Origin of the sequence: Brevibacterium renqingii (genome assembly GCF_017808095.1) — a bacterium.
In the GTDB taxonomy this organism is placed as follows: domain Bacteria; phylum Actinomycetota; class Actinomycetes; order Actinomycetales; family Brevibacteriaceae; genus Brevibacterium; species Brevibacterium renqingii.
In genome coordinates, this window is sequence record NZ_JADBHG010000001.1 from 677256 (window position 1) to 702920 (window position 25665).

31 protein-coding genes are annotated in these 25665 nt (G+C 65.9%); 12 read left to right on the forward strand and 19 right to left on the reverse strand.

Annotated features, from left to right (window positions below; all coding sequences use genetic code 11):
* Positions 1–55: 55 nt before the first annotated feature.
* The 6 genes from IIE29_RS03015 (at position 56) to IIE29_RS03040 (ending at position 6231) form a co-directional block, all read left to right on the forward strand.
* Positions 56–1456, forward strand: coding sequence for an aldehyde dehydrogenase family protein (locus IIE29_RS03015; protein WP_209323685.1), 1401 nt, complete (start codon positions 56–58; stop codon positions 1454–1456).
* Positions 1453–2895, forward strand: coding sequence for a PfkB family carbohydrate kinase (locus IIE29_RS03020; RefSeq protein WP_209323686.1), 1443 nt, complete (start codon positions 1453–1455; stop codon positions 2893–2895). The genes IIE29_RS03015 and IIE29_RS03020 overlap by 4 nt, the downstream gene beginning before the upstream one ends.
* The gene (locus IIE29_RS03025; protein ID WP_246475655.1) at positions 2892–3794 is read left to right on the forward strand and encodes a glycosyltransferase family 2 protein; all 903 of its coding nucleotides are present in this window, start codon (positions 2892–2894) and stop codon (positions 3792–3794) included. The genes IIE29_RS03020 and IIE29_RS03025 overlap by 4 nt, the downstream gene beginning before the upstream one ends.
* A gap of 143 nt (positions 3795–3937) precedes the next feature.
* Positions 3938–5074 carry a hypothetical protein gene (locus IIE29_RS03030; RefSeq protein WP_209323687.1) on the forward strand — a complete coding sequence of 379 codons (1137 nt, stop codon included), beginning with the start codon at positions 3938–3940 and terminating at the stop codon, positions 5072–5074.
* Between the two features lie 48 nt (positions 5075–5122).
* On the forward strand, positions 5123–5839 hold the full coding sequence (locus IIE29_RS03035) for a GAF and ANTAR domain-containing protein (protein ID WP_209323688.1): 717 nt from the start codon (positions 5123–5125) through the stop codon (positions 5837–5839).
* Positions 5840–5844: 5 nt separating this feature from the next.
* Positions 5845–6231: a hypothetical protein gene (locus IIE29_RS03040; protein ID WP_209323689.1), complete on the forward strand. Its 387-nt coding sequence runs from the start codon at positions 5845–5847 to the stop codon at positions 6229–6231.
* Positions 6232–6406: 175 nt separating this feature from the next.
* Here the strand turns inward: IIE29_RS03040 and IIE29_RS16760 are convergent, their stop codons facing one another.
* A complete protein-coding gene (locus IIE29_RS16760; protein WP_246475656.1) occupies positions 6407–6685 on the reverse strand; it encodes a hypothetical protein in 279 nt (92 codons plus the stop codon).
* A gap of 20 nt (positions 6686–6705) precedes the next feature.
* On the opposite strand from IIE29_RS16760, the gene IIE29_RS16765 reads away from it, so the two are divergent.
* Both IIE29_RS16765 and IIE29_RS03050 read left to right on the forward strand, forming a co-directional pair.
* Positions 6706–7056, forward strand: coding sequence for a GAF and ANTAR domain-containing protein (locus IIE29_RS16765; RefSeq protein ID WP_246475657.1), 351 nt, complete (start codon positions 6706–6708; stop codon positions 7054–7056).
* Positions 7057–7175: 119 nt separating this feature from the next.
* Entirely contained in the window at positions 7176–7496 is a 321-nt protein-coding gene (locus IIE29_RS03050; protein ID WP_209323690.1) for a hypothetical protein, read from the forward strand.
* Positions 7497–7512: 16 nt separating this feature from the next.
* Here the strand turns inward: IIE29_RS03050 and IIE29_RS03055 are convergent, their stop codons facing one another.
* Genes IIE29_RS03055 through IIE29_RS03070 form a run of 4 tightly spaced genes read right to left on the reverse strand, consistent with a single transcriptional unit; the run spans position 7513 to position 9950 of the window.
* Positions 7513–7851 (reverse strand): PRC-barrel domain containing protein, encoded by a 339-nt coding sequence (locus IIE29_RS03055; protein WP_209323691.1) that lies wholly within the window; start codon positions 7849–7851, stop codon positions 7513–7515.
* Positions 7838–8254 carry a hypothetical protein gene (locus IIE29_RS03060; protein ID WP_209323692.1) on the reverse strand — a complete coding sequence of 139 codons (417 nt, stop codon included), beginning with the start codon at positions 8252–8254 and terminating at the stop codon, positions 7838–7840. Before IIE29_RS03060 ends, IIE29_RS03055 begins: the two co-directional genes overlap by 14 nt.
* Entirely contained in the window at positions 8251–9480 is a 1230-nt protein-coding gene (locus tag IIE29_RS03065; protein WP_209323693.1) for an NRAMP family divalent metal transporter, read from the reverse strand. Before IIE29_RS03065 ends, IIE29_RS03060 begins: the two co-directional genes overlap by 4 nt.
* Positions 9477–9950 carry a hypothetical protein gene (locus tag IIE29_RS03070; RefSeq protein ID WP_209323694.1) on the reverse strand — a complete coding sequence of 158 codons (474 nt, stop codon included), beginning with the start codon at positions 9948–9950 and terminating at the stop codon, positions 9477–9479. Before IIE29_RS03070 ends, IIE29_RS03065 begins: the two co-directional genes overlap by 4 nt.
* Positions 9951–10175: 225 nt before the next feature.
* On the opposite strand from IIE29_RS03070, the gene IIE29_RS03075 reads away from it, so the two are divergent.
* Positions 10176–11180 (forward strand): DNA topoisomerase IB, encoded by a 1005-nt coding sequence (locus IIE29_RS03075; RefSeq protein WP_209323695.1) that lies wholly within the window; start codon positions 10176–10178, stop codon positions 11178–11180.
* A gap of 94 nt (positions 11181–11274) precedes the next feature.
* Here IIE29_RS03075 and IIE29_RS03080 read toward each other — a convergent pair whose 3' ends face one another.
* The 3 genes from IIE29_RS03080 to IIE29_RS03090 are packed head-to-tail and all read right to left on the reverse strand — an operon-like array spanning position 11275 to position 12503.
* On the reverse strand, positions 11275–11724 hold the full coding sequence (locus IIE29_RS03080) for a hypothetical protein (protein WP_209323696.1): 450 nt from the start codon (positions 11722–11724) through the stop codon (positions 11275–11277).
* A gap of 44 nt (positions 11725–11768) precedes the next feature.
* On the reverse strand, positions 11769–12047 hold the full coding sequence (locus IIE29_RS03085) for a hypothetical protein (RefSeq protein WP_209323697.1): 279 nt from the start codon (positions 12045–12047) through the stop codon (positions 11769–11771).
* A gap of 42 nt (positions 12048–12089) precedes the next feature.
* Positions 12090–12503: a CBS domain-containing protein gene (locus IIE29_RS03090; RefSeq protein ID WP_209323698.1), complete on the reverse strand. Its 414-nt coding sequence runs from the start codon at positions 12501–12503 to the stop codon at positions 12090–12092.
* 380 nt (positions 12504–12883) lie between these two features.
* On the opposite strand from IIE29_RS03090, the gene IIE29_RS03095 reads away from it, so the two are divergent.
* The 3 genes from IIE29_RS03095 (at position 12884) to IIE29_RS03105 (ending at position 17341) form a co-directional block, all read left to right on the forward strand.
* On the forward strand, positions 12884–14065 hold the full coding sequence (locus IIE29_RS03095) for a zinc-dependent alcohol dehydrogenase (RefSeq protein WP_209323699.1): 1182 nt from the start codon (positions 12884–12886) through the stop codon (positions 14063–14065).
* Positions 14066–14180: 115 nt separating this feature from the next.
* The gene (locus IIE29_RS03100) at positions 14181–16334 is read left to right on the forward strand and encodes a catalase (RefSeq protein ID WP_209323700.1); all 2154 of its coding nucleotides are present in this window, start codon (positions 14181–14183) and stop codon (positions 16332–16334) included.
* Positions 16335–16414: 80 nt separating this feature from the next.
* A complete protein-coding gene (locus tag IIE29_RS03105) occupies positions 16415–17341 on the forward strand; it encodes a cation diffusion facilitator family transporter (RefSeq protein WP_209323701.1) in 927 nt (308 codons plus the stop codon).
* 79 nt (positions 17342–17420) lie between these two features.
* Here the strand turns inward: IIE29_RS03105 and IIE29_RS03110 are convergent, their stop codons facing one another.
* Genes IIE29_RS03110 through IIE29_RS03160 form a run of 11 tightly spaced genes read right to left on the reverse strand, consistent with a single transcriptional unit; the run spans position 17421 to position 25610 of the window.
* Positions 17421–19061: an NAD-dependent epimerase/dehydratase family protein gene (locus IIE29_RS03110; RefSeq protein ID WP_209323702.1), complete on the reverse strand. Its 1641-nt coding sequence runs from the start codon at positions 19059–19061 to the stop codon at positions 17421–17423.
* Positions 19058–19936 (reverse strand): GvpL/GvpF family gas vesicle protein, encoded by an 879-nt coding sequence (locus IIE29_RS03115; protein WP_209323703.1) that lies wholly within the window; start codon positions 19934–19936, stop codon positions 19058–19060. The genes IIE29_RS03110 and IIE29_RS03115 overlap by 4 nt, the downstream gene beginning before the upstream one ends.
* Positions 19933–20256 (reverse strand): gas vesicle protein K, encoded by a 324-nt coding sequence (locus IIE29_RS03120; protein WP_209323704.1) that lies wholly within the window; start codon positions 20254–20256, stop codon positions 19933–19935. Before IIE29_RS03120 ends, IIE29_RS03115 begins: the two co-directional genes overlap by 4 nt.
* The gene (locus IIE29_RS03125; RefSeq protein WP_209323705.1) at positions 20247–21251 is read right to left on the reverse strand and encodes a gas vesicle protein; all 1005 of its coding nucleotides are present in this window, start codon (positions 21249–21251) and stop codon (positions 20247–20249) included. Before IIE29_RS03125 ends, IIE29_RS03120 begins: the two co-directional genes overlap by 10 nt.
* Before the next feature lie 9 nt (positions 21252–21260).
* On the reverse strand, positions 21261–21773 hold the full coding sequence (locus tag IIE29_RS16990) for a gas vesicle protein (protein ID WP_281389044.1): 513 nt from the start codon (positions 21771–21773) through the stop codon (positions 21261–21263).
* Between the two features lie 14 nt (positions 21774–21787).
* Positions 21788–22339: a gas vesicle protein GvpO gene (locus tag IIE29_RS03135; protein ID WP_209323706.1), complete on the reverse strand. Its 552-nt coding sequence runs from the start codon at positions 22337–22339 to the stop codon at positions 21788–21790.
* The gene (locus IIE29_RS03140; RefSeq protein ID WP_166822426.1) at positions 22336–22587 is read right to left on the reverse strand and encodes a gas vesicle protein GvpG; all 252 of its coding nucleotides are present in this window, start codon (positions 22585–22587) and stop codon (positions 22336–22338) included. The genes IIE29_RS03135 and IIE29_RS03140 overlap by 4 nt, the downstream gene beginning before the upstream one ends.
* 8 nt (positions 22588–22595) lie before the next feature.
* The gene (locus IIE29_RS03145) at positions 22596–23348 is read right to left on the reverse strand and encodes a GvpL/GvpF family gas vesicle protein (protein WP_209323707.1); all 753 of its coding nucleotides are present in this window, start codon (positions 23346–23348) and stop codon (positions 22596–22598) included.
* Complete coding sequence (gene gvpJ / locus IIE29_RS03150; protein WP_209323708.1) at positions 23345–23773, reverse strand: gas vesicle protein GvpJ; 429 nt, start codon at positions 23771–23773, stop codon at positions 23345–23347. The genes IIE29_RS03145 and gvpJ overlap by 4 nt, the downstream gene beginning before the upstream one ends.
* A 30-nt stretch (positions 23774–23803) precedes the next feature.
* The gene (locus IIE29_RS03155; protein ID WP_209323709.1) at positions 23804–24925 is read right to left on the reverse strand and encodes an SRPBCC family protein; all 1122 of its coding nucleotides are present in this window, start codon (positions 24923–24925) and stop codon (positions 23804–23806) included.
* Positions 24918–25610, reverse strand: coding sequence for a hypothetical protein (locus IIE29_RS03160; RefSeq protein WP_209323710.1), 693 nt, complete (start codon positions 25608–25610; stop codon positions 24918–24920). The genes IIE29_RS03155 and IIE29_RS03160 overlap by 8 nt, the downstream gene beginning before the upstream one ends.
* Positions 25611–25665 lie beyond the last annotated feature (55 nt).

Consider the following 25665-nt stretch of genomic DNA (forward strand, 5'->3'; position numbering starts at 1 on the left):
ACTCCGTTTCCATCACATTCCATTCGCACCACTCACACAGCGCTAGGAGGATCTCATGCCTGACGTGACGACCATCGACACCGACATCGTCTCGACGATCACTATACAGAACCCCGCCGACGGGTCGACTGTCGGCGAGGTCGACTGCGATACGCCCAGCGCCGTCGAAGCAGCGGTCGCGGCAGCGGCCGAAGCGCAGGCGGACTGGGAGGCCCTCGGCGCCGAGGAGCGCGCCCGACTGCTCTGCCTCATCGCCGACGGTCTCGCCGAGGCCGCGGACGAACTGGCCGAGCTCAACCGGCAGGAGACGGGCAAGACCCTCGAGGACTCCCACGGCGGCATCGCGGCGGCGATCGGCACCATCCGCCAGTACGCCGAGCTCGGCCCGGTCCACCGCGGCCACAGTCTGCGCGGCGACCGCCTCGCGGCGGACTACACGCGGCACCGGGCCCACGGCGTGGCCGCGATCATCACCCCGTGGAACGACCCTGTGGCGATCGCGATGGGGCTCATCTCAGCGGCGCTGATCAGCGGGAACACTGTGGTCCACAAGCCGAGCGAACGGTGTCCCCACCTCGGCCTGCGGCTCGGGCAGATCTGCGAGGAGGTGCTCCCGGACGGCGTGATGAGCACCGTCAGCGGCGGCCAGAGTGTCGGCCGCGTCCTCGTCGGAAACGAGGAGGTCTCCCTCTGCGCCCATGTCGGTTCGAGCAGCGCCGGCCTCGACATCCACCTGCGCGGCGCAGCCCATGGGGCACATGTCATCCGGGAGAACGGAGGCAACGATCCGCTCATCGTCGACTCCGGGGTCGACCCGCAGTGGGCGGCCCAGCAGGCGGCACTGGGGTCCTTCGCCAACGCCGGGCAGATCTGCACGTCCGTGGAGCGGATCTTCGTCCATCGCGACATCTCCGAGGACTTCGTCTCGGCCCTCGTCGCAGAAGCCGAACGGGTCAACGGCGAACATGCCCCGCAGCCCCTCGTCGACCGCAACCATCGCCGCACCGTCCACTCCCTCGTCAGCGAATCCGTCAACGCGGGAGCTCAAGCTCTCACCGGCGGACAGGTCCCGGACGGGCCGGGTGCCCACTACCCGGCGACGGTCCTCCTCGGATGCCGACCGGGCATGCCCGTGATCGACCAGGAGGTGTTCGGACCGGTGGCCCCGGTGTGCATCGCCGAGGACTTCGAGGAGGCGCTCGGCCTCGCGCGCTCGGGCTCCTTCGGACTCGCAGCGACCGTCCTCACCTCCGATATGGGGCACACACTCGACGCCGTCGATCGTCTGCGCGTGGGAACGGTGAAGATCAACGAGGTGTTCGGCGGCGCACCAGGCGGCTCGGCCGAACCGCGCGGGGAGAGCGGCTCCGGCTTCGGCTTCGGTCCCGAACTCCTCGACGAGATGTCCACGACCTCGGTCGTCCACATCGCTCCGGCAGGAGGGCAGCGACGATGAGAAACGAACAGCCCCTGATCACTCCGGACGGCAGTCGAGCGCCCGAACCGGCACGGACGGATTCGGCGGCTCCGGGTCCGCCGGCACTCGGCCGCGAGGAGGTCCAGGCCATCGTCTCCGCCGCGCCGACGGTCACCGTCATCGGCGACATCATGCTCGACTGCTGGCTCCACGGACGCTCCTCGCGTCTGGCCCGCGAGGCTCCCGTCGCCGTCGTCGAACAGGGCAGCGAGGTCCTCTCCCCGGGCGGGGCGGCGAACACGGCGATGAATCTCGCCGCGCTGGGCGCCCGTGTCAGAATGGTCGGCGTCATCGGTGACGACGAGTCCGGCAGGACCGTCAAGGACCTCCTCGTCGATGCCGATGTCGATGTCAGCGGAGTCCTCACCTCCGAGCAGGTCGCGACGACGAAGAAGACCCGCATCGTCGTCGACGATCACATCCTCCTCCGACTCGACTGCCTCGATGACAAAGACAGCGCCGAGGGCGTGAGCGAACCCTGGCTGGAGGAGCTGTGCTCGCGGGCTCGCCATGCCCTCGACGGAAGCGCGGCGCTCGTCATCGCCGACTACGGCGGGGCCATCCACTCCGCGCAGCTGCCGGAGCGGCTGGCCCGCGAAGCGCGTCCTGCCCTCACCGTCGTCGATGCGCACGAACCCGAGCAGTGGAAGCTGTTGCGTCCGGACGTCGTCACGCCCAATGCTGACGAGGCCGAACGCCTCGTCGATGCGTCGTTCCGCGATGATCCCCGCCGGGTGGAGCTCGCCCAGCGCTTCGCCCCGGCGGTGCGCGAGGCAACGAACGCCGAGGCCGCGGTGATCACCCTCGACCGGGACGGCTCCGTGTCCGTCGACGGCACCGATGACGCGCACCTGACCACGGCGCATCCGGTGCCCGAACGCCAGGCCAGCGGGGCCGGGGACACCTTCGTGGCGGGCCTGACCATGGCGCTGGTCGCCGGTCTGCGACTGGCCCTGGCCGCCGAGTTCGCGCAGATGGCCGCCGATGTGGCCATCCGCGGGGAGGGCACCTCCCTGTGCACCGGCGACGACCTGCTGCAGCTCGTGGGCGGCCCTCGCCGCACGGTGCTGGCCCTCGGTCATTTCGATCCGCTCAGCAGCGAGGATCGGACGTTCCTCACCTCGGCGCGCCGCCTCGGCGACTATCTCGTCGTCGCGGTCGATCGGGACGCCGGGGAGGACGGTGCGGCGCTGCGCTCGAGGATGCAGCTGCTCAATGCCCATCCGAGCGTCGATCTCGTCGCCGAGTACGCGTTCTCCGCCTCCGAGGTCATCGAGTCGCTGCGCCCGGACGTCATCGCCTTCGACTCGAGTGGGACCGGCCCGCAGATCGCCCTGCCCCAGACCGGAGGCATCCCACTCGTCGACGTCTCAAGCACGAGGGGGCCGGACCCTCTGAGGACCGGGGAGCCCTCATGACGGTCACTCTCCCTCGAGGTCCCGGTGCCGGCAGCGAGGCGATGAACGCGCAGGCTCGCCGCTGCGATGAATGGGGGCGGGTGCAGGATGAGCGGAGGTCGGCGGCACGGATCGATGTGCTCATCCCCACCTGCGACCGCCCCACGGAACTCGCCGTCACCCTGTCAGGACTCGCGGCGCAGCTCGATGCGAGCTTCGACGTCGTCATCAGCGATCAGTCTCAGCAGCCGGTGGCCGACGAAAGGGGCGTGCGCGCCATGATCGACCTCCTGCACGCGCAGGGACGACACGTCGACGTCGACCGCAACCTGCCCAGGCGCGGCATGGCCCAGCAGCGTCATCACCTGGTGATGCTCAGCAGCGCCGAGCACCTCCTGTGCCTCGATGACGACGTCTGGCTCGAGCCCGGGACATTGGCCCGCATGGATTCTGCGCTGACCTCCGCCGGATGCGGGTTCATCGGAGCCGCCGTCCAGGGACTGTCCTTCCTCGATGACCGCCGTCCGGAGGAATGGACAGGTTTCGAGGAGTGGGAGGAACGGGTGCGTCCGGAGACTCCGCGCAGCAGCGGGGAGTCCGGCAGATGGAAGCTGCACAACGCCGCCAACCTGTCCCATATCGCAGTCGAGAAGGGCTTCAGCATCGCCGACCCTCGTCTCTACCACGTCGACTGGGTCGGCGGCTGTGTGCTCTTCGACAGGGCCAAACTCCTCGATTCGGGCGGATTCGGCTTTTGGGACCAGCTCCCCGTCGACCATGTGGGAGAGGACGTCTACTGCCAGCGGCGCGTAATGTCCCGCTACGGCGGAGCCGGCCTCATCCCCAGCGGCGCCGTGCACCTCGAATCTCCAACGACTCTGACCGAGAGGCGATGCGAGGTGAGCGAATACCTCGCATGAGCGCCTCGGCTCGGACGCACCACTAGACGAAGCGATCGACTTTGTAAAGGCCCTTTCAGGTCCGAATCACCCTCATTAGCGTCAATGGCATCACAGGCGCCCGTACCGGCTCCCTGAACTGCAAGCAATCGGAGGATGACACCATGGCTACTCCCATTCAGCTGGCGCGCAGCTACGCCAGGTCGTATGAGACGTCGTCCCGCAAGGACAAGGGCACGATCCTCGACACACTCACCGCGGCGACCGGCTGGACGCGCGATCATGCGCGCCACCAGCTCCGCAGCCAGATCCACCAGATCAAGGCCGGAGTCGCCCTCGACGCGGTCGTCGATCGTCGCCGCCTCAAGCCGAAGAAGTTCTCCCCGCCCGCCCGACGGGCTCTCGAACTCGTCTGGAAGTGCTCCGGCCGCCCCTGCGGCAAGTACCTCGAGGCCGCGATGTCCGACTGCATCGATTCGCTGGAACGGCACGGCCACCTCAAAGAAGGACGGCGCGGATACTCGTCCTCCGTGCGCGACGAGCTCCTCGACATCTCAGCGGCCACGATAGATCGGTACCTGCGCTCCGCCAAGGCGGGAGACCACGATGAATCATGGCTGACCGGCACCGGAACGGGGATGCGTGCATCACTGCCGCGGCAGCGCATGCGCTCGCTGCTCGAACCCGAACCCGGGTACTTCATCGTCGAACTGCTCATGGTCACGACACCGACCGGTGAAAACTGCGTCACCGTGACATTCACCGATGTCGAGATCGGGTGGGTGCACACGAAGACCTTCACCCCGGGCATGCCCGTCGTCGACATGCTCACTGACATGGTGCGCGCAGTCCCCTATATCGTCACCGGAATCCTGTTGGCTCCGCCGCTGCCCGCCGGCGACCTCGAGACGTGGGCGAGTGAGAACCTCATCGAGTTCCACAGCATGAGCGACCTCAGGCAGGGCTCGCGTGTGCCCGACTGGACGTTCAGCGATCTCGACCTCCCTCTGCGCACGCCGAGCGACCTCGGCGCCGCGATCGACAGGGTCAACGAGCTGTGGGCGGCACTGGGCGACCGTCTCAACTTCTTCATGCCCGTGAAGAACCCCGTGGGATGGCGTCTCACACCCGCCGGAGAGCGCCGGCGCGAATACGACCGCCCCGACACACCGGTCTCCCGACTCTTCAGCTCCGGAATCCTCTGCCCCGAGCAGACTCGGGAGATGCGCGAGAAGAGTCACGAGCTCGACATCGCCGCACTGACCGCGCGCATCGAAGAGCTGAAGACGACCCTGCGCTGAGACGATTCTGTTCCGCCGGGAGGACGTGGCGGAGGGGAGGCGAGTGCAATGGTCGACCTACCGCTGGACGAGCTGTCGACGTTGTTCGCACGGATGAACTCCATGCTCCTCGACGAAAGGACCGTCGACAACGCGGTCGTCCTCCTCTCGGAGGCGGCCCAGGCCGCGATACCGCGTGCGCTCGGAGCGGGTACGACGGTCCTCGACCCCGTCGGTCGTCCCGTGAGCACGGGCAGCACCGACGCAGTCGTCGCTGAAGCCGATGAGCAGCAGTACACGACGGGTGAGGGGCCGTGCCTGAGCGCCTGGGCGGAGCAGAAACCCATGCTCATCGACGATGCCGAGAGCGACGACCGGTGGCCGCGATGGTCGAAGGCGGTCTCCCATCTGCCGATCAGGTCTGTGCTCAGCGTCCCCCTCATCCACGGTGAGGAGGCCATCGGCGCGATCAAGGTCTACTCGGCGTCCGCCGGTGCCTTCGGTGACGAGACGGTCCGTCTGCTCGGCCTCTTCGAAGGTCCGGCCTCGGCGCTGCTCGCCCACGTGCAGTCGACCGATCTGCCCGCGCGGCTGAGCGACTCCCTGCAGTCGGCTCTGACCAGCCGGGACACGATCAATATGGCCAAAGGAGTGCTCATGGCCGAGCACGCCCTCGATGCCGACACCGCCATGACACGGCTCATCGGTCTCGCCCGTGAGGGACGGCAGAGCCTGCTGGCCTGCGCCCAGGGCATCGTCGCCTCGACGCAGCGAGGAGGTGACTGAGTGAGATGACAGGAACGTCTCCCGACAACCCTGCTTTCGGCGAACCCGAAGACCGGGGTCCCGATGACGACCTCCGACAGCAGCTGGCTAGTGCCGTCAGATACTGGCGCATGCCTGTCAAGGACATCTGGTTGCGCTATTTCAGCCTCGGCGGAAGTGTGGGCGAGTATGAGCTCGACGCCTACATCAACTCGTCCTATACGATCTCACCCCTGCAGCACGACATCCTCGCCCAGGCGATCAACGAGCTCATCGACGCCCGACCCGAACCGCCGCGCGCACCCTACAGCAGCGATGCACTCGACCGCAGCGACGGCCCGAGCAAGGCGAGGAACGATCAGAGCCCGGGTACGGAGTCCGTTGACGATGATCCCCGCGCAGACGAATATTGAAGGAACAGATCACAGAGCCGGCACTTGAGACACGATGGGAGTGGCAACTCTGATGAATGACATCTCAGCAGAATCGACTCGTGACGACCGCGAAGGACTCGACGAGGAGATCGCGATCCCGAATCCCGACTCGGACAGGCACCAGCTGACTGCGGAGATCGGCGAATGGGCACGCTCACTCATGCTCGAGCCCGATGACCTCATCCTCGGGGCCATGGTCGACGAGGCCCTGCGAGTCATCCCGGGAGCCGACTACGCGTCCCTCTCCATCGTCAGCCGGCAGGGCTGCATCCGGTCCCGCGCCCCCTCTCACCTGATTCCCGAGCGCTTGGACGCCCTGCAGTCCGAGCTGCAGGAGGGACCCTGCTTCGATTCCATTCGTGAGCAGCGCATCGTCCGGGTCCCCGATCTCTCTCGGCCTCGACTCCCTGGCCGAGATTCGCCTCGAGTGCACTCGCCGAAGGCGTACGCAGCATGCTCGCATTCCAGCTCTTCGTCGAGGTCGACAGCCTCGGCGCCCTCAATCTGTACTCGACGAGCGCTGACGCCTTCGACCAGGAGGCCGAGAACATCGGGACGGGGGTCGCCGCCCACGCCTCCCTGGCCCTGGCCAACGCCCAGAAGCAGGGACAGCTCTACGAAGCAGTGGCCTCACGGGACCTCATCGGTCAGGCCAAAGGCATACTCATGGAGCGGCACAAGATCAACGAGCACGATGCGTTCCTGCTGCTGACGAAGGTGAGTTCGAACACGAACAGGAAGCTGCGCGAGATCGCCGAGGAGTTCGTCCGGACCGGCTCGCTGCCCGGAACGATCACCGACTGATCCGTCGACCAAGTGACCCGTCCTCCCAGGAACGAATCACTTGTTTCTCCGAGCAGCAGTGGGCTAGACTCGAAGACGGTCAAGCAGATGGCCTCCTTCCTGACATCAAGGGGATCATTGTGTACACGCTGCTCAACAACAGTGAAGCATCGAAGTTCGACCTCTACCTTCCCGGCCAGCTCGTCGCCTCACTGCACTACACGATCACTCCGGACGAGATCATGTTCGTCTACTGTGAAGCCATCGAGCCCCTCGATTCGGAACGGCACTGTCGCGAGCTCCTGCGCCTGGCCCTCGAAGACTCCCTCAACCGGCGGATCCCGATCACCGTCTCATGTCCGATCGCGAGCAAGTACATCGACAGTGATCCGGTCATCGGTGCTCAGCTGCAGTCGCTGCCCAAGCACGTAGGACGCAAGCACCAGAGTTCCCTCGACTGAACCGTCGCACCGCTGCTCACCGGCGCTTCGCCCCCTTCACAGTGACCAGCGGCTCCGAAGCGAAGTCCTCCCGCAGCCGGACACTGTTCGCGTCGATGCGTTCGACTTCCTGCCAGGGGATGACGAGCGAACCCGCGTGCATCCGTCGGAATACGAACGCGAAGAGCTTCGGACGATCCATTCCCGTGCGCTCGTAGCCGAGGAAGGGCGTCCTCCGATGGGGACCGACGATGAGCGAATCGAGACTCATCCGGTCCCTTTCCTCGCTGCTGGTGAACCGCACGTCGAGCACCCAGCCGAGGGGCTCTCCCGCGGAGTCGCACACGCGTGAATCGAGCAGGTCACTGAGGATCATGACGGCCTCCGGGGATTCGGGCGATGATATGATCGCGCATCCACTGTTCGATCCACATCACGCTGAGCTCTTCGCCGTCGATGCCGAGCTCGACGGCCACGTCGATGTTCGCGACATCGTCCCAGGAGATGCGGTGCCAGCGGCTCTTGGGCGGGCGTCCGCCGAAGATCCGAGTGGCCAGCACCGGCCCGGTCAGCAGGTCGGTGATCTCCGGTGCCTGCGCGTCTGGGTCCAGAGGCTCCCCGAAGGGGACTTCACTGAGCTCGACGTCGTCGACGACCCCGATCGTGCGGTCGTTGACGTCACGCATCTGACGGTCCAGGAGATGGAGTCTCACATCCATCGTGCGCTCGTCATCGTCGGCACTCCGCTCGTCGGAGTCTCTGCGGTCGTCGTCATTCATGAACCTGCTCCTGTGATGATCATCAGAGGGATGGCGGCGAGGGAGGCCAGCAGCACCAGCCCGAGATAGACCAGTGCGACCGCGTTGGTGACCCGGCCGTTGACGTGCTCGCCCATGTATTCGGGATCGTTGGCGACGATGAGGATCGGCAGATACGTCAACGGCAGGGCGATGGCGGAGAAGACCACGGAGATCTCCGTGACCTGAACGGGATCGACTCCGGTCGCGAGCACCGCCACGCCGAGAACGAGGCAGACGATGATGGTCACGTGGAATCTCGCAGCCTCGGCGGGCTTGCGAGTCTTGCCCCAGGTCCAGCCGAAGAACTGCGCGATCGTATAGCCGGTCGACAGAGTCGTCTCCAACGCGGCGCCCGTGGTGGCGGCGACCATTCCGAGGATGACGAAGGCCAGCAGCAGCTTGCCTCCTGCCTCGGCGACGGGCAGCACCGTCTGCGTCAGCGAGCTGACGGCGATGCCCTGGGGGAAGAGCACGATGGTCGCACAGACTGCGATCGACAGCGCGATCAGCCCGCCGATGGGATAGCCGATGAGGATATTCATCCGCGAATCCGCGATCTTCTTCACCGACCACTTCTCTTCGATCGCACTCGAAGAGTAGAAGAACACCTGGTAGGGGGTCATCGCCGACCCGAAGAGGGAGATCGCGAAGTACCAATACGTCGACATGTGCTCGTCCCCGGGCACACTCGGCTTCGTGACCTGCGTCATCAGATCGTTCCAGTCGGGCCCGAGGAGGAAGACGGCCACGGCGAATCCGACGAGCGCGAGTCCGAAGAGAGGGACGATCTTCTCCATCTTCGAGAACTTCACCCGCCAGATGATCAGCCACACCGCCACAGCGGCCACAGGCACCCAGAGCAGATAGTTCACACTGCTGGCCAGCTGCAGAGCCAGGGCGATGCCGCCGACTTCTGCCGTGAGAGTGAGCAGATTGATGAAGAAGGAGGCGCCGAGGTTCGCGATGCCCATGCGAGGTCCGAGCCGTTCGCGGATGATGTCGAAGGTGGCCCGTTTGCTGACAGCGCTGACCCGTCCCGACATCTGCGTGAAGACGCAGACCCCGATCAGTCCGAGGACCACCACCCAGACCAGGGACAGACCGAAGCGAGAGCCGACCTCGGCCTCGACGACGAGGTCGCCGATATCGACGAACCCGCCGATCGCGGTGAGCAGTCCCAGCAGAACTCCGACGATCTTCTTCATTGCGGCGGTTCCAGCGAATCCATTCGGGAGGCCAGACGGTCACGGCTGTCCCGGAGTGTCCGTTCCACCTCGTCGGCCGAGTGCGAGCTCTTGTCGTCGATCCAGTCTTCGGCGCCCGTGATCGCTCTCGCGGCACCGGCGATCTCCTTGAGCACCGCTGTTCTCTGCCGGTCCTCGGCCGCGGTGTCGACCTTGAGCTCGAAGACCTGTTTCTGCGCTTTCTCGAGCTCGCTGAGCATGTCCTGGGCAGTCGTATCGGCCACAGTGCTCAGAGTCCTGTCACGACGGAACTGGCCGAAGGAGTCCTCGACGGTCGCGACCGCATATTGGGCGTGCTCGGTTGCCCTCTTCAGCTCGCCGAGGGCCCCTCCTTCGGAGGTGACGCAGCCGGAGAGCAGCAGGAGAGCGACGGCCACGACAACGGCGAGGCACCTGCGGCTCACGCCGCTGAACTCACGAGATGTCGTCATCTGTCCTCCGCTCTTCGATCCCACGACGGATTGCTCCTCGGCATCACAACGGATTCTCACGGTAGCGCGAGCACAAGTCCCCCGACCACGGAAAGTCGAGACTCATGCTTCTGCTCCGCTTCCTTCTGCTCCGCTGCGCAGACGCCGTCTCCGGGCTCTCTGACGATGTCTCAGGACTCTGTCAATCCCCTTTCGCGACAGACTCTGCTTCGCCACGCTGAGACCATGACACATATCGTGCGCGTCGACCCCAGCGGCGAGGGGATCCGCAGGAAGGGCGCCGGCAGGGGCTTCTTCTTCACGCGGAGCGACGGCAGCAAGGTCACCTCACGAGCCGAACTCGACAGGATCCGCTCCCTGGTCATCCCTCCGGCCTGGAAGGAGGTCTGGATCAGCCCCGACGAACGGGGGCACATCCAGGCCACCGGGGTCGACGCAGCCGGCCGCCGCCAGTACATCTATCACCCCGATTGGACGAGCGAACGCCGGGCCGAGAAATTCGAGCGGGCCCTTGCCCTGGCGTGGACGCTGCCCAGCTCCCGACGCCGCGTGACGCTCGATCTGCGCGCCCGACGCAACGGTGCCGGGAAGGCTCTGGCCGCGGCGTTCCGCCTCATCGACATCGCCGGTCTGCGGATCGGCAACAGGGAATACGCGCGGGAGAACGGGACTTACGGAATCACGACTCTGGAGGTCCGTCATGCCCGCGTCACGGGCGCCGAGCTGCACCTGTGCTTCGTGGGCAAGGGCGGGAAGCAGTGGGACCTCGTCGTCGACGACTCCGACCTCGCCCGCGTTCTCTCCCCCATGCTCAAGCGCAGCTCCGACGCCCCGCTGCTCGCCTATGCGACGGGGCAGGCTGCGGCCGGTCGACGATTCGACGACTGGCAGCAACTGTCCGCACCTGCCGTCAACGACTACATCAGAGACGTGGCCGGGGAGGACTTCAGCGCGAAGGATCTGCGCACCTGGAGGGCCACGGTCGTCGCCGCTCAGGAGCTGCCGTGGTCCGAAGCACGGGAATCGTCGCCGACAGCGCGGCAGACGCAGCTGCGAGAGGCGGTCAAGGCCACCGCGGCTTTCCTGACGGACACTCCGGCAGTGGCACGGAACTCCTATATCGACCCGCGTCTGGTCACGGCTTTTCTCCATGACCCGCCGGAGGCGGCTCCGACAACGGAGACCGATGTGCGAGAGCTTCTCGGAAACGTCCCGCTCGAACAGGAGTGAACCGGTCCGAACCGCAATGAGCTGGTTCGAGCATGGAAAGGTCCGGTCGCCGCCGATGAGGCAGCGACCGGACCTGCGATCCGGAGCCGGACAGTCAGCTCTCCCTCTGGCAACTCTCCCGGTTGCCCGAGCCGAGCCTCCACCCGTAGACGAGGTGGGCCGCGAGAACCGCGACGGCCCGCCCGGGCCTGTCGCGATGCGCCGGCGGCAGAATGCCCAGCGCAGGCAACCACCCCTCGTAGCCGAGCGCCCAGATCGCCGCACCGAAGGCGACGCCGGTGGCGCGATTCTGCCATCGCAGGGGGACGAGGGTCGAATAGGCGACTCCCGCAGACGTCCCGTAGGCGACATGGGCAAGGCTCGCGGTGAAGTTCACAGACGAGTCGGACAGGTCCGGCAGGATCTTCTCGATGATGATGCGCGGCGGCTGCCGATCGACGAAGCCGCTCACTTCCGCAGCGGCGAGGACCGCACTCATCGCAGTCGTCGCCGCGATGCCTTTTCCGGCTCCCGCACCGCCGCGTCTGAGCAGTTTCGCTGCCATGATCGTTACCGCCTCTCCTCTGCTGCAGCCATTGACGAGTTCGTTCAGTCGTTGACGAGTTTGAAGAACGTGCTCTGCTCGCCGTCAGCGGTGGTGTCCTGGTAGAGCAGGGACAGACCCTTCTCATCGAACTTCTCGAACCACTCGTCCCATTCGATGTGAGTGAGTTCGTCCTCTCCGGCACCGCCGGGGAAGTCGAAGCGGAGGACGCCCGCTCCGTCGTCCTCGGCCTCGGTTCCCTTCACCGAGGCAGGCACTCCGTTTCGGGCTTCGACCCACTTCCTGATCTCGTCATGGTCACGTGTCGTCGTCGCTTCGGACACAATGTCTCCTCTCGTCGCGGCTTTCGGCTGCTCGACCCGGTCTCACTCGGACATCTTCTCCACCAGGTCGCCGATGCGGTTGTCCCACTCGCTGCGAGCGACATCGGCCTGGGCCAGCATGCCCACGAGCTCGTGGCCGTCGATGACGGGAAGACGGCGGACCTGGTGGTCCTTCATCGTCTGCAGAGCCTCACCGACATTGTCATCGGCACCGATGGTCACCGGCTTGCCCTGAGCCAGGTCGCCGGCCTTCGCGGTCTTCGGGTCTCCGCCCTCGGCGATGCACTTCACGACGATGTCGCGATCGGTGATCATGCCTTTGAGCCGATTGTCCTCTCCGCAGATCGGCAGGGATCCGAAACCTTCCTCGCGCATTTGCTGTGCAGCCTGTTCGAGAGTCTCGTTCTCACCGACGCACTTCGCGCCCGGGGTCATCAGTTCACGTGCCGTGGTCATTTCCATCGTCTCCTCGTGTCGGTTTCAGTGTCGGTCGACACTTCCTGCGCCGCAGCGGCGAGGGCCGAACCGCCGTCTCACCGGCCGCGGGACACTCATCATGCTGACTGCTCCCGGCGAGTGTCCAGGGGGTGGGCGCACCCGATGCGTGCCTCAGACAATGTTGCCGTCCGGGTCCCGGGCGGGGCTGTATCCGTGCCGAATCGCCGGCTCGGACAACTGCCCGTCGACTCAGCGGCGATGAAGTATGAGTCTCGTGCGGACGCTGACACCGGCAGTGCACTTTGCCACGCTGTCTACTCAGACACGACCGACGAGGAAGAGGGTCGGCGGATGGCTCCCGCCGGCGTCTCACTGTCGATCGAGAAGGAGAGAAGGCAATGCGCGCAGTCACCTGGCAAGGCAAGAGAGACATCTCGGTGGAGACGGTCGACGATCCGATCCGGCACAAGGCCAATGATGCGATCATCGAAGTCACATCGACCGCCATCTGCGGCTCCGACCTCCACCTCTACGAGGTGCTGGGGCCCTTCATGGACCGTGGGGACATCATCGGACATGAGGCGATGGGGCGGGTCGTCGAGGCCGGCCCCGAATCGGGTCTGTCCGTCGATGACCGGGTGGTCGTGCCGTTCCCCATCTCCTGCGGTCACTGTTGGATGTGCGAACAGGGGCTGCAGACCCAGTGTGAGACAACGCAGGTGAGACAGTACGGTTCCGGTGCGCAGCTGTTCGGCTACTCCCGGCTCTACGGCTCTGTTCCCGGCGGGCAGGCAGAGTACCTCCGCGTCCCGTACGCCGATGTCGGTCCGCTCAGGGTCGGCACGGAACTGCCCGATCACCGCTACCTCTTCCTCAGCGACATCCTTCCCACAGCGTGGCAAGCGGTGAAGTACGCCGGGATCGGGGAAGGTGATTCGCTGGGCGTCTACGGCCTGGGTCCGGTCGGGCAGTTCGCTGCCCGCATCGGCAGACACCTCGGCGCGAAGGTCTTCGCCCTCGACCCGGTCCCCGAGCGTCGTGACATGGCCGCTCGCCACGGCGTCGAGGTCTTCGACTTCGACGAGGACGCGCACGCGGCGATTCGCGACGCCACCTCCGGTCGCGGACCGGACGCGGTGGTCGACGCCGTCGGAATGGAAGCACATGGCTCTCCATTGGCCTCGGCGGCTCAGCAGGCGGCCGGTCTGCTGCCGCCTCCCGCGGCGCGGAAGATCATGGAGACCAGCGGAATCGACAGGACTGCGGTCCTGCACGCGGCGATCGATCTCGTCCGTCGGGGCGGAACGCTCTCCCTCAGCGGGGTCTACGGCGGAGCTCTGTCGCCGATGCCGCTGCTCACCCTCTTCGACAAGCAGATCCAACTGCGGATGGGCCAGTGCAATGTGCTCAGTTGGACCGACGACCTCCTGCCCTTGGTCGAGAGCCCCGAGGATCCGCTGGGCGTCGATGATCTCGTCACCCACCGGCTCCCCCTCGATTCTGCGCCCGAGGCCTATGCGATGTTTCAGCAGAAGTTGGACGGCTGCATCAAGGTCGTCCTCGATCCGAGCGCGAAATGATAGTTCGCCTCCCGCTCCGACACAAGGGGTGCCGGCCGTTCGGGAAGCGCCTCTACCGTCAGAACATGCCACCACAGGGACGGTTCCGCGTTCCTGTCAGAAGTGAGGAGAAATCGTGAGTTCAGAAGATCGACCGATCGTTCCCGGAAAGCCCGGTTCCCGCACTCCGGACTTCGAGGAGCCCACAGCACCCCGAGAGCCTCTGCCGCCGAAGCCCGATCAGAGCGGGCCGAAGCCGACCACGCCGACGGGGGCGCCCAGTCGTGACAGCCAGGCGGACCAGGCGCAGCAGGGCAGCTGGCTGACCACTGCTCAGGGCGCCCGGCTCTACGACACGGACCATTCGCTCAAGGCAGGCTCCCGCGGGCCGACCCTGCTGCAGGACCACCATCTGCGGGAGAAGATCACCCACTTCGACCATGAGCGCATCCCCGAGCGTGTCGTCCATGCTCGCGGCTCAGCGGCTCACGGCACGTTCGTCTCCTACGGCACAGCCTCGAACATCACGAAGGCGGCCTTCCTCGCCCCCGATGTCGAAACCGACGTATTCACCCGGTTCTCCCCGGTGGTCGGATCACGGGGATCAGCCGATGCCGTGCGTGACACCCGGGGCTTCGCCACGAAGTTCTACACCGAGGACGGAGTCTTCGACCTCGTCGGCAACAACATCCCGGTGTTCTTCATCCAGGATGCGATCAAGTTCCCCGACATCGTCCATGCGGCCAAGCCCCACCCCGACCGCGAGATCCCCCAGGCTCAGAGCGCGCATGACACGTTCTGGGACTTCGTATCCCTGCACACCGAGGCGACCCATCACACGATGTGGCAGATGTCCGACCGCGGGATCCCCCGCTCCTACCGGATGATGGAGGGCTTCGGCATCCACACCTTCCGAGTCGAGAACTCCGCCGGAGAGACCTCGCTGGTGAAGTTCCACTGGAAGCCGAAGACCGGTGTCCATTCGCTCATCTGGGAAGAGGCCCAGATGGTCAACGGCGTCGATCCGGATTTCCATCGCCGGGACCTCGCCGATGCGATCGAAGCGGGCGCGTGCCCGCAGTGGGAGCTCGGCGTCCAGGTGTTCCCGGACGATCCGGGCGAGACGTTCGAAGGCATCGACCTGCTCGACTCGACGAAGATCGTGCCCGAGGAGCTCGCTCCCGTGCAGCCGCTGGGGATGCTCACACTCAACCGCAATCCCAGCAACTTCTTCGACGAGACCGAGCAGGTGGCCTTCCACCCCGGGCACCTCGTTCCGGGCATCGACATCACCGACGATCCGCTGCTCCAGGGCCGGCTGTTCTCCTATCTGGACACACAGCTCACCCGCCTCGGCGGGCCGAACTTCTCGCAGATCCCGATCAACCGGCCGCGCTGCCCGGTCAACGACATGTTCCGCGATGGGATGCACCAGACGGCCGACCACCGCGGTGCCGCGCCGTACCGTCCGAATTCGCTCGACGGCGGCAACCCCTTCCCCGCCGACAAGGCCGATGAGCACACCTTCGTCGAGGTCGCCCAGGAAGTGCCCGCAGCGAAGAAGGAGCGCCGTTCGCCGGAGTCCTTCGATGACCACTACTCGCAGCCTCGCATGTTCTGGCTGAGCCTGACCCCGGTCGAGCAGGATCACCTCGCCGACGCGTTCATCTTCGAGCTCGGCAAGTGCTACGAGGAGACGATCCGAGCGCGTGAGGTCGCGGTGCTCGCCCGTGTGGACTCGGAGCTGGCTCGTATGGTCGCCGCGGGGCTGGGCCTCGAGCCCCCTGAGGCCGAGACGGCGCCGCGCAGCGACGTCCGCCCCAGCCCGGCCCTGTCTCAGGTGGGGAAGCGCTGGCCGGTCGACGGCCGCAAGATCGGCATCGTCACCGGCAGCGAGACCGACCCGGAACAGGTGCTCCGCGCCTACGACACCATCGCCGAGGCGGGAATGGTCCCTATCACCATCGCTCCGGTGGGCGGACGCATCACCGCCGGTGAGCGGAGCATCGCGATCGAACGCACATATACGACGGCGTCCTCGAGCGAACTCGATGCCTTCTACTTCACCGACGGTGCTGACCTGACGATGGAGGTCGACCTGCTCGTCACGGAGGCCTGGCGTCATCTCAAGTTCATCGCCGCCAGCGGCGGCTCCTGCACCATGCTGGAGAAATACGGCATCCAGCCCGAAGACCCGGGAGTCTACTGCACGGACGACGTCGAGACCGCACTCTCGCAGCTGCAGGACGGACTGAGCGAGCATCGAGCCTGGGCACGAGTCGAGGGCTGATGCCCTGACACCCTCTTCGGAAGGGATGCGCTCCCGGCAGCGCCTGGACACCGAATTCGACCAAAGGGGATGATCCTGCCGTGGCGGAAGGAAGCACACGGGCGGTGTTGGCAGCGCTGGCTGCGAACGTCACCATCGCCGTGCTCAAATTCGCGGGGTTCCTGCTCACCGGGGCCTCCTCGATGCTGGCCGAAGCCGTCCACTCCCTTGCGGATTCGGGCAATCAGGTTCTCCTGCTCATCGGCGGCAAGCGGGCGCGCAGGCCCGCTGATGTCCGCCATCCGTTCGGGTACGGTCAGGAACGCTACATCTATTCGTTCCTCGTCTCGGTCATGCTCTTCAGCCTCGGTGGACTCTTCGCCCTCTACGAAGCGTATGAGAAATGGCGCGAACCCGAACCTCTCGACGACCGATGGTGGTGGGCACCGATCGTCATCCTCCTCGGTGCCATCGTGTCCGAGTCGCTGTCGCTGCGCACCGCGGTGCGGCAGTCGAACCGGGTCCGTTCCCGTGGCTGGCTGTCCTTCTTGCGTGGAACTAAGACGCCGGAGCTGCCGGTCGTCCTCCTCGAGGACACGGCCGCGATCACGGGACTGTCCTTCGCCCTCGCCGCGATCATCGCCACTCTGCTCACCGGCAACGGGATCTGGGACGCTCTGGGGACCGCGCTGATCGGCCTGCTGCTCATCACCGTGGCCGTCTTCCTCGCGGTCGAGACGACGTCCCTTCTCGTGGGCGAATCAGCCACAGCGGACAACCGCAGGCGGATCACGGAGGCGATCGAGCACAGCGCAACGGCACAGGTGGTCGAACTCAAGACTCTCCACATGGGGCCCGAACAGCTCGTGGTCACCGCACGTCTCAGCCTGAGTCGGGCCGAGACCACCGGAAGCGAGACGAGTGGACCGCTCTTCGAGTGCCTTGCGGACATCGAAGCACGGATCAGACGCGAGGTGCCGATCGTCACCGATGTCGTTCTCCAGCCCGTGCCCGCCGCCGAGCGCTGAGAGGCTGTCGGTCCCTGCCTGGAGCCGTCACCGCTGGCTTTGAGTGTGTCTCGTCACCGCCGGCTGCAGGCGCATGCCGTCACCGCTCGTCTCTCACCGGGCTGCTGTCGGAGTCGTGGGCGTAGACATCGCTGTCGGTGCGGAAGGCTCGGCGCCGGGCGTATTCGTGCACTGAGTCGAGCACACCGCGCTGGTGCTCTGCTTTCTGCGCCAGCTCACTGAACTGATCGGTTTCCAGGCCGAGCGCCTCGGCATTGTCCGCAAGCGTCTGCCACATCCCCAGTTTGCCGACGACCGCGCTGCGCATCAGCTCCGCTTCGAGCACCAGGGTCATGGGCGAGCGTTTGAGCAGCGAGCCGTTGCTCTTGAGTCTGCCGACCCGCTCCCCCGCCCATGACACCGCCTCGGCGAGCGGGCGTCGCCGGAGTCCGAGTTCGTCGATGAGGTACTGGACGTACAGGTGCTCACCGCGGATCTCCGCAGCGAGTTCGGACAGGGCTGCGAAGACGGGCGTATCGACGAAGTCGGCTGCCATCCGTTCGATCCTCTCCGCCCCGGCGGTGGCCCCGGTGAAATGGTCGCTGAGGTAGAGGCCCAGGAGGTCCATGTCGACCTCGCTGGGCTCCTGATCGGCTCCCGACCGCTCGTGCTTGCCGTCCTTCGTGCGCAGCCGCGGCTGCTCGGGATCGCGGGGACGCAGCGGGACGGAGGCGGTGCCCTCGCCGTCGGCCATGCCTTTGAGCAGTTCGCGCGCGGCGTCCATGGCGCTGTATTCCGGCTCCCAGCCGAGTTCGTGACGGGCTCGTGCGTTGTCCATCAGCGGCACGTTCAGGCCCATGTCGAGCCAGCCTTCATCGGCTGCAACCAAGGAGCTGCTGTGTCCCACGCCCAGAGCCGCCCGCACTGCCCCGTCGGGAACCGGGATATGTCTGCCGTGGTCGAGCAGTTCGGCCAGATCCTTCGGATAGAGCACATCATCGGCGCAGATGTTGAAGGCTCCCGGACGGCGGTGGACGACGGCTGCCACATAGGCGCGTGCGACGTCCGTGGAATGGACGGCCTGGACGCCGCGCAGTCCCGCCGGCAGCGGCAGGAACGGCAGTCGGCCTGCTCGCAGCAGCTGCACGGGCATCCAGGTCCCCAGGAAGTAGCGTTGGATCTCCGAGGCTGCGGGGGCGCCGAAGATGAGCGCCGGGCGCAGCCGGGTCACCGTGACCTCGGGGTGATCGGCGCAGAAGCTGTCGAGCACGCGTTCCTGAGCGGCCTTGTCCACGCTGTAGTGGGAGGAGCGGATCCCCTCGGTCGGCCACTCCTCGTCGCGCTTGTCCAGGCTGTCGTCGGGAGAGTAGGCGCCGACCGACGAGGCCACGACGAGATGCGGAACGCCCGCCGCCGCCACGGCCGCGGTCACACGAGCGGTGCCGTCGACGTTGACGCGCCGGAGCAGATCCCGGTCGCTGTTGGGCTGGATCAGCCAGGCCAGATGGATGACGGCGTCGGCCCCGGTCAGCGCCTCCGTGAGCTCGCGGCAGGCCGTGGCCTCGCTGCTCGCGGCGGCGACGTCGATCGATCTCCATTCGCATCCGGCATAGGGTTGGACCTCGGTGTCGGGCATCCTTCTCGAGATCCCCAGCACCGAGGTGACTTCGGGCGTCCGGCCGAGGACCTCGAGGATCGCCGTGCCGACGTTCCCGGTGGCTCCGATGACTGCGACTCTCATGTTCTCTCCCCGTGTGGGTTCGTGGTCGATGCGCCTGTTTCCGATGCGTCCGTGCTTGAGGCGTCTGTGTTCTGCGTGGCCGATGCCCGGTCGTCGCTGACGGAGACGTCGGCGAAGGAGTACGGCGGCCAGGGACCGAGGAAGCGGATGGACAGAGCGGGCTGCTCCTTCTGCAGCGCCGTGAGCTCGGCTCCCAGCGCAGTGACCTCCGTGCTCCGCACCAGGCAGGAGGCCATGAGCACCGGCGTCAGTCCGGGTTCTCGGCTTGGCGAGCGATACTCCTCGATGTCGAGGCAGTGGGAGGCGATCCTGGCCCTGACCTCCGGATAGATGCCATCGGCGGCTCGGTCGACGAGCTCCTTCTCGGTCTTCTCCAGGCGCTTCTCGAGCAGTCTGCGCACTCCTGCAGGACGGCCCTCCATCTCCGCCTTCATCCCGCCGACCTCTGCGTCGACCTCCTCGAGGAGGCCCCGGTCCAGGGAGATTTCGACGCGCAGCTCGGACGTGTCGCGCAGCTCCTCCAGCCGCTTCCCGAGTGTGTCGGCGGAGTCGTCGAGCCAGTGCTGGAGCTGTTCGGCCGCCGTCGCCTCGGAGTCGGGGTCCGAGCGGACGATGACGTTGAATGAGACCGGGAGGATGGCCGCTGCGGACTGCCAGGCGTCATCGATGACCTCGCTGTGTTCGAGCACCCACCTGCGCACGTCCTCGTCGGGGCCGTCGAAGGGGCCTGCGGTGTGCCGGTGGACCACAGCCTTCGGTCCCGCCTCTCGGCCGATGATCTGGAGTTCGGAACCGTCGATGCCGGTCACGGCGGGGGTGTAGTCGCCGCCGGGGACGATGGCATAGACGTAGAGCATCTCCGTCGCTTCGCTCATTCGACGCCCTTTCCGTTCTCCTCGGCCCATCTGGCCGGATTGATGAGCTTGTCGACGACCTCATCGACGACGTCGTCGAGGCCGTTGTGCAGGTCCTCGACGGACCCGGTGATTCCGTGCTGATCCTTGATCTGGTCCATCGCTTCATCGAGTTCGAGGAGAGCCTCGCCGAGGCGGTTCTGTTCGTCCTCGGTGAGGTCCCCGCCTTCCATCCGCCTGACGGCCTGGGTCTCGAGGGCCTCCTGGATCACCTCGACGAGGGTGACGACGAGGGTGAGCACCCCGTGCTTGAGGCTCTCCTCATTGACATTCAGCGCCATGATGCTGCTCCTTCTTCGGCACGTTCATCGTGGTTTCGGCCAGGCGGCGTGGTCGCCTCGAGCGCCGGCGACTGTCGGTCCTCGAGTGCCGCGGTCTGCCAGTCCTCGAGTGCCGTCGACCAGGCGGCGGCGTCGTCCGCGGCCAGGGTGATGGTCGAGTCCGCAGTGTCGAGGATGAGGACCCGCGGCTCATCGGTGGGGTTGCTGTGCTCCTCCCGGCGCATGTCCTGCAGCTGCTCGGGCGAGATACGCACCCGGGCTCGCCCGTCCATCGGGGACCTCCAGGTCAGCTCCGTGTTCGACAGCGCCGCCTGTCCGCCGCGCCAGGTGCTTCCGCTCGCCATGGTTTCGAGGAACCACATCCTGCCCTCACGCAGGGGCCGGTCCGCTCTCGTCTTCGCCTCCGGAGTCGAGGACGCCGTATCGTCGGCACGGTCGAGCTGGGCCTGCACCAGGGAGATGAGGCGGTCGGGCTCGAGGGCCGAGAGGATCGCTTCGCTGTCGTCCTGGAGTCGGACGAGGATGCGAGTGCGCTCTTCACCTCCGATGGAGGACTCGCGCAGGGCGGAGACGGAGGCGATCGAGTTCAGGCGCGCCTGCCAGAGAGTCTCCGCCGGGTCGCGCCGGTGAATGATCAGACGCTTCGAGGTGAGATAAGCGCTGCCGGGTCGCCAGGTCCGGTAGAAGTTGTCCTGATAGTGCCCGCCGGCCATCTTCGCGAGGATCTCCTCGTCGTCGGCGATCGGCAGATGCGTGCGGACCGCTCTCTGCACCCATTCGCGGGTGTCGCTGTCCCACTGACGCATCATCCCGTATTCGAGCATCGTCTCGATGCCTGCGATCGTCGCGCGCAGGTTGACTCCGATGAGCGGGATGTCCGCGACCGAGATGATGAGGTCGAGATTGAGATGCACCCCTTTGTTGAGGAGCACCTCGATGAGATCGGGCAGGGTCGCACGCGGGTCGCGCGTAGGCTGCATCGCGTCTCCGGTCATGTGGTCGCCTCAGCGGTCGTCGCCGGCTGGGTCCGCACCGTCCGCCGAGGCGGCGGCTGCCTCGGAGGATGACGCGGTCTCCTCCGCGGAGTCGGCGGACTCCTCCGCGGAGGTGTCACCGTCATCCGCGGAGTTCAATTGGGCTGACTGCCCGGCCTCGATCCGCTTCGAGCGCGCGCTCTGCCACCCGCACCAGGGACAGTAGTCGTTCATCAGCTGGGCGAGTTCGGAACGCTTCCCGCACTCGGGACATGTGTCCTTCTGCTCGACCGCTTCCTTCCATGCGACGGTGTCCCGGTCCGTGCCGGCCGGGAAGTCCAGCCCATAGCGGGCCGCGGTTTCGAAGGAGGCGAGAGCGGCTCTGATCCGGATTCCCAGCAGCTCGACGCCGGCCACGGAGACCATGATGTCCGCGTTGAGGACCAGGCCCTTGTCCAGCAGAGTCTCCACGACGTGCAGCAGCGTGCCCTCCTGGCTGCGCTGCGGCTGCATCGCATCGTTCGACTGATTCATGATGCTCATATCGCCCCTTCCGGTCACTCGCTCGGCCGGCCGCGAACGTAGCGATCCTTTCTGTCGTAGGCCATGAGTTCGCCGTCCTCATCGAGTTCGACCTCGTATTCGGCGAGCAGATCCGCACTGTCGGGGATGCGTCGCGATTCGACGACCTCCAGGCGCACGGACCAGTGGTCGTCCTTCCACCGCGTGCCGACCACGGACTCCGGAGGCCTGCCGGTGAGAGTGCTGAACTGTTCGATCGCCTTCTTCACGGCCTTGACCGCAGAGATCCTCTTACCGGTCGTGGCCTGAGAACGACTCTCCGAGGGCGAAGCCGATTTCGGCTTCTCGCCTGAGGATGCCTCCGGCTTCTCCCCGGCTGACGAGGCAGACTTCTCCCGGGCTGATGACGCAGACTTCTTCCTGGCTGAGGACGATGCAGGCCTCTCGCGTGAAGATGAAGCCGAAGCGGACGGTCGGCGGGATGTTCCCTCCGCACGGCTCTCCTTCTCACTCGGTTTGCGGGCGCGCTTCTCGGTCGTGTCCGCCTCGTCTGCAGAGTTCTCGTCTGCTCTGGGCTCTTCGCTCATCGGTCCTCCTCGGTTCTGCGCCGACGGCCCTCGAGCAGTCGTCCGACGAGCTCACGCTCGAGGGCATCGGCTTCGTCATCACTGATCGATCCGCGCTCGCGAGCCTCGGCGACCTCTTCCAGCTGACGCCGGATGGCACCGGGATCGAAATAGCGCTTCTCGGCCTCTCCTCTGACCTGTTCGGCGACCCAGACGGTTCCCTTGAGAGGTGCCAATGGGGCGCCGAAGACTGCTGACAGGAGTCCCATGACCTCACCTACATCTCGGGAACGAAGTCGTAGGGCGCTTGGGGCCCGACGAGCCGGAACCTCATCCGCTCCTGGTTCGCCTCCGCCAGTCCTTCGACGACGGAGTCGAACTCGTCCAAGGTGTCCTTGCGGATCAGCACGGCCACCTCGGCGACGTCCTCGGCCTGGCCGACTTCGCGCATGGCGGTCTCCTCGGCCACGGAGCGGATCTGTTCGAGGATCGGAGGAGCTTCCGTCGTCCTCCAGTTCTCCATCGTCTTGACGACGATCTCCCCGAGCCGAATGCGCTCGTTCCGGGTCTCGTCTTCGCTCGTGCCGCTGATCCTCTCCCTCAGCTCGGCCACCTCGGGATTTCCGCGCACGATCTCCCGCAGTATCGCGTCTCGATCGAAGCTGATCCTCAGGGTGAACTGCGACAGTCCCGACAGCTGCCCGAGTGCCTCGGCGAAGACGTCCGCCTGCGGAGCCAGCACCTCATCGGCGATATCGGTCTCTCCGGGGACGACAGTGCCGAATGCCAGAGGCAGCACCGGCTGCTTCTCGGCGAGTTCGTCGAGGACGACGCTGTGGTTCTGCAGCGCTTCGGGAGTGCCCAGCATGTCGGGATCCACGAGTTCGGTCACCACTGCCGCCACCGGCCCGGACCCGACGACCGTCAGGGCGTTGCCCTGCACGCCGTCGGGTCCGGTCGGCAGCTCGGCATCGGCGAGCACGATCCCATACAGATACCGGTCTGCAGAGGGGGCGCCTTCTTCGCTCATTCGGACTCCGAGGAGCTGCGTGCCGGCCGCTTGGTGCGGCGACGCGTTTTCTCCTGGTTCGAACTCTCATCGGAGTCGTCATCATCCGGGGTAAGGGCGTCCTTGATGCCTTCGACAGCTCCCTGGGTCTTGCCCTTGGAGCCGCCTTCCATCATTCCGCCCATCATCTCCGGCAGATCGCGACCGCCCTGTTGGGTCAGATCGAGGCGGTTCGTCGCCTCGGCGAAGCGCAGATAGGTGTCCACGCTGGCGATGACGATGCGAGCATCGATGGTGAGGACCTCGATCCCGACGAGTGAGACGCGCACGTACGCATCGATGACCAGTCCCTTGTCGAGGATGATCTCGATGACGTCCGCAAGCGAACTCGACGACGGACGGTCGACATAGCTGCCTCGTGAACGTTCAACTGTGCTGGTGCTCATTGTCCTTGCCTACTTCCCAGTCGGGGACGCTCAGCCGCGTCCCTCTTCGTCTTCGGTGGCTAGTTCGGATTCGTCGTACTCCACAGGCTCTTCGGACTCGTCAGCGGCTTCCGGCTCCTCTTCGAAGTCCTCCGCGGGCTCCGCATCGTCTGCCTCGGCCGGTTCCTCGTCCTCGTATTCCTCTGCCGGTTCCTCCTCGTACTCCTCGGCGGGTGCGTCTTCGGGTTCGGCGTCGGACTCCTCCGCCTCGTCCTCGGCGGGTGCGTCCTCGCCGGATTCGTCCTCGGCGGGCTGGTCCTGTTCGCTCTCATCCTCCGCAGGGCGGTCCTCGGACTCTTCGTCCTCGGACTGCTCCTCTTCGAGGGCGTCTTCATGGGAGGTGACGAGTTCGCCGTCGCGGATCTCACCTCGCCAGCCTTCGACGCTGTCGGGGTCGAGCATGATCTGCCTCATCACGTGATGAACGAAGAACTTCAGCTCGAGCCGGAAACGCCGGGGCACGGTGAACCACAGAGCGCCGACGCCTTCCATGAAGCCCTGTTTGTGGTATTCGCCCACCGCGATGATGCGGGTCAGTCTGGGAGCGACTTCGTGGAAGGAGATGCTGCCGCTGATATAGCCCTTCTCACCCGTCGATTCCCAGACGATGTGCGAATCGGGAACCTGTTCGGTGATCGTGGCTTCCCAGGTCCGGTGCGACCAGACGGCCTGTCCCTTGATGCTCAGGGTGACGTCATCGGTGCGTTCGACGTTCTCGACCTTCTTCATGAAGTCGGGCCAGTCCTCGAACATCGTGAAGGCATTGTACGCCACGCTCAGAGGGACACCGACCTCGGCGGTCTCCACGATATTGGAGAACTTGAAATCGCCGGAGCCGCCCGAGCCGCTCGAGCCGCCTCCGAACAGTCCCTTGATCTTGTCCTTGATCCCGGTCGTCGCCGCAGACATCGCCGCTTTCGCCGGTGACTTGCCTTCGGCGATCTCCTCGGCGCCGGCCTGAGCCGCGGGAGCAGGGGTATCGCCCACACCGTCGAGGCGGTCTGCGATCTTCTCGACCCTGTCGCCGACGGAACTCATCGCCTTGCGTCCCAAGGTCTTGGCGTAGTCTCCGGCCTGCTGCTTGAGGCCTCCGAAAATCGAATCATCACTCATCGCCGGCCTCCTCGGGCTTGGCGGTGGAACGAGACGTCGACGTTTTCTTCGACGTCGTCGAGCGCTTGGCGCCCGACTTCGTGCGCGAGCCGCGTGAAGCGGTCGAGGACTTCGACGAACGCGTGCCCTTCGAGGAGCGGCTGCCTGTCGAGGAGCGCTTGGCTGCCGGTTTCTTCGGAGCCTCCTCCTCTGCCTGGGGCTCCTCCGTCTGCTCCTGCGGTTCCGGATCGGCTTCGGCTTCCGCGGTCTCGGAAGTGCCCTCGTCCTCAGAGGTCTGAGAACCTTCGTCCGCCTGGTCCTCCTGCGTCTGCGAGCCCTCGTCCTCGTCCTCGGAATCGTCGACGGCCGGATCGAGCGAGTCGGCCGCATCGTCGAGGGTCGACTTCATCTTCTCGGTCTGCTCCTGGAGCTTGACGCTGAGCTGGTCGACTCCCTTCGCCGCCATGGCTTTGGCCGCGCTCTTGCCGGAATCGGCCAGACGACCCGTGATCTTCTCCTGGAGGCTCTTGAGCTCGGGCGACGAATCAGCGAAATCCTTCAGTCCGCCCAGCAGCTGGTCGCGATTCTTCGCGGCAGTCGTTCCGGCGACCGCCGAGGCGACCGTGAGAGCCAGACCGAGCTTCTTGGTTCTGCCGAGAACATAGCCCGCCAGTATCAGGCCGGTGAGTTTCATCTTGTTGTTCATCATTGCCTCCGTCTCCGTGCTGATGGGCACGGGCCGAGATGGGAACTGGAAGGCT

Coding starts and splice junctions, on each gene's coding strand:
- IIE29_RS03015 (WP_209323685.1), top strand. CDS start 56: ATGCCTGACGTGACGACCATCGACACCGACATCGTCTCGACGATCACT.
- IIE29_RS03020 (WP_209323686.1), top strand. CDS start 1,453: ATGAGAAACGAACAGCCCCTGATCACTCCGGACGGCAGTCGAGCGCCC.
- IIE29_RS03025 (WP_246475655.1), top strand. CDS start 2,892: ATGACGGTCACTCTCCCTCGAGGTCCCGGTGCCGGCAGCGAGGCGATG.
- IIE29_RS03030 (WP_209323687.1), top strand. CDS start 3,938: ATGGCTACTCCCATTCAGCTGGCGCGCAGCTACGCCAGGTCGTATGAG.
- IIE29_RS03035 (WP_209323688.1), top strand. CDS start 5,123: ATGGTCGACCTACCGCTGGACGAGCTGTCGACGTTGTTCGCACGGATG.
- IIE29_RS03040 (WP_209323689.1), top strand. CDS start 5,845: ATGACAGGAACGTCTCCCGACAACCCTGCTTTCGGCGAACCCGAAGAC.
- IIE29_RS16765 (WP_246475657.1), top strand. CDS start 6,706: ATGCTCGCATTCCAGCTCTTCGTCGAGGTCGACAGCCTCGGCGCCCTC.
- IIE29_RS03055 (WP_209323691.1), bottom strand. CDS start 7,851: ATGATCCTCAGTGACCTGCTCGATTCACGCGTGTGCGACTCCGCGGGA.
- IIE29_RS03060 (WP_209323692.1), bottom strand. CDS start 8,254: ATGAATGACGACGACCGCAGAGACTCCGACGAGCGGAGTGCCGACGAT.
- IIE29_RS03065 (WP_209323693.1), bottom strand. CDS start 9,480: ATGAAGAAGATCGTCGGAGTTCTGCTGGGACTGCTCACCGCGATCGGC.
- IIE29_RS03070 (WP_209323694.1), bottom strand. CDS start 9,950: ATGACGACATCTCGTGAGTTCAGCGGCGTGAGCCGCAGGTGCCTCGCC.
- IIE29_RS03075 (WP_209323695.1), top strand. CDS start 10,176: ATGACACATATCGTGCGCGTCGACCCCAGCGGCGAGGGGATCCGCAGG.
- IIE29_RS03080 (WP_209323696.1), bottom strand. CDS start 11,724: ATGGCAGCGAAACTGCTCAGACGCGGCGGTGCGGGAGCCGGAAAAGGC.
- IIE29_RS03090 (WP_209323698.1), bottom strand. CDS start 12,503: ATGACCACGGCACGTGAACTGATGACCCCGGGCGCGAAGTGCGTCGGT.
- IIE29_RS03095 (WP_209323699.1), top strand. CDS start 12,884: ATGCGCGCAGTCACCTGGCAAGGCAAGAGAGACATCTCGGTGGAGACG.
- IIE29_RS03110 (WP_209323702.1), bottom strand. CDS start 19,061: ATGAGAGTCGCAGTCATCGGAGCCACCGGGAACGTCGGCACGGCGATC.
- IIE29_RS03115 (WP_209323703.1), bottom strand. CDS start 19,936: ATGAGCGAAGCGACGGAGATGCTCTACGTCTATGCCATCGTCCCCGGC.
- IIE29_RS03120 (WP_209323704.1), bottom strand. CDS start 20,256: ATGGCGCTGAATGTCAATGAGGAGAGCCTCAAGCACGGGGTGCTCACC.
- IIE29_RS03125 (WP_209323705.1), bottom strand. CDS start 21,251: ATGACCGGAGACGCGATGCAGCCTACGCGCGACCCGCGTGCGACCCTG.
- IIE29_RS16990 (WP_281389044.1), bottom strand. CDS start 21,773: ATGAGCATCATGAATCAGTCGAACGATGCGATGCAGCCGCAGCGCAGC.
- IIE29_RS03135 (WP_209323706.1), bottom strand. CDS start 22,339: ATGAGCGAAGAGCCCAGAGCAGACGAGAACTCTGCAGACGAGGCGGAC.
- IIE29_RS03140 (WP_166822426.1), bottom strand. CDS start 22,587: ATGGGACTCCTGTCAGCAGTCTTCGGCGCCCCATTGGCACCTCTCAAG.
- IIE29_RS03145 (WP_209323707.1), bottom strand. CDS start 23,348: ATGAGCGAAGAAGGCGCCCCCTCTGCAGACCGGTATCTGTATGGGATC.
- gvpJ (WP_209323708.1), bottom strand. CDS start 23,773: ATGAGCACCAGCACAGTTGAACGTTCACGAGGCAGCTATGTCGACCGT.
- IIE29_RS03155 (WP_209323709.1), bottom strand. CDS start 24,925: ATGAGTGATGATTCGATTTTCGGAGGCCTCAAGCAGCAGGCCGGAGAC.
- IIE29_RS03160 (WP_209323710.1), bottom strand. CDS start 25,610: ATGAACAACAAGATGAAACTCACCGGCCTGATACTGGCGGGCTATGTT.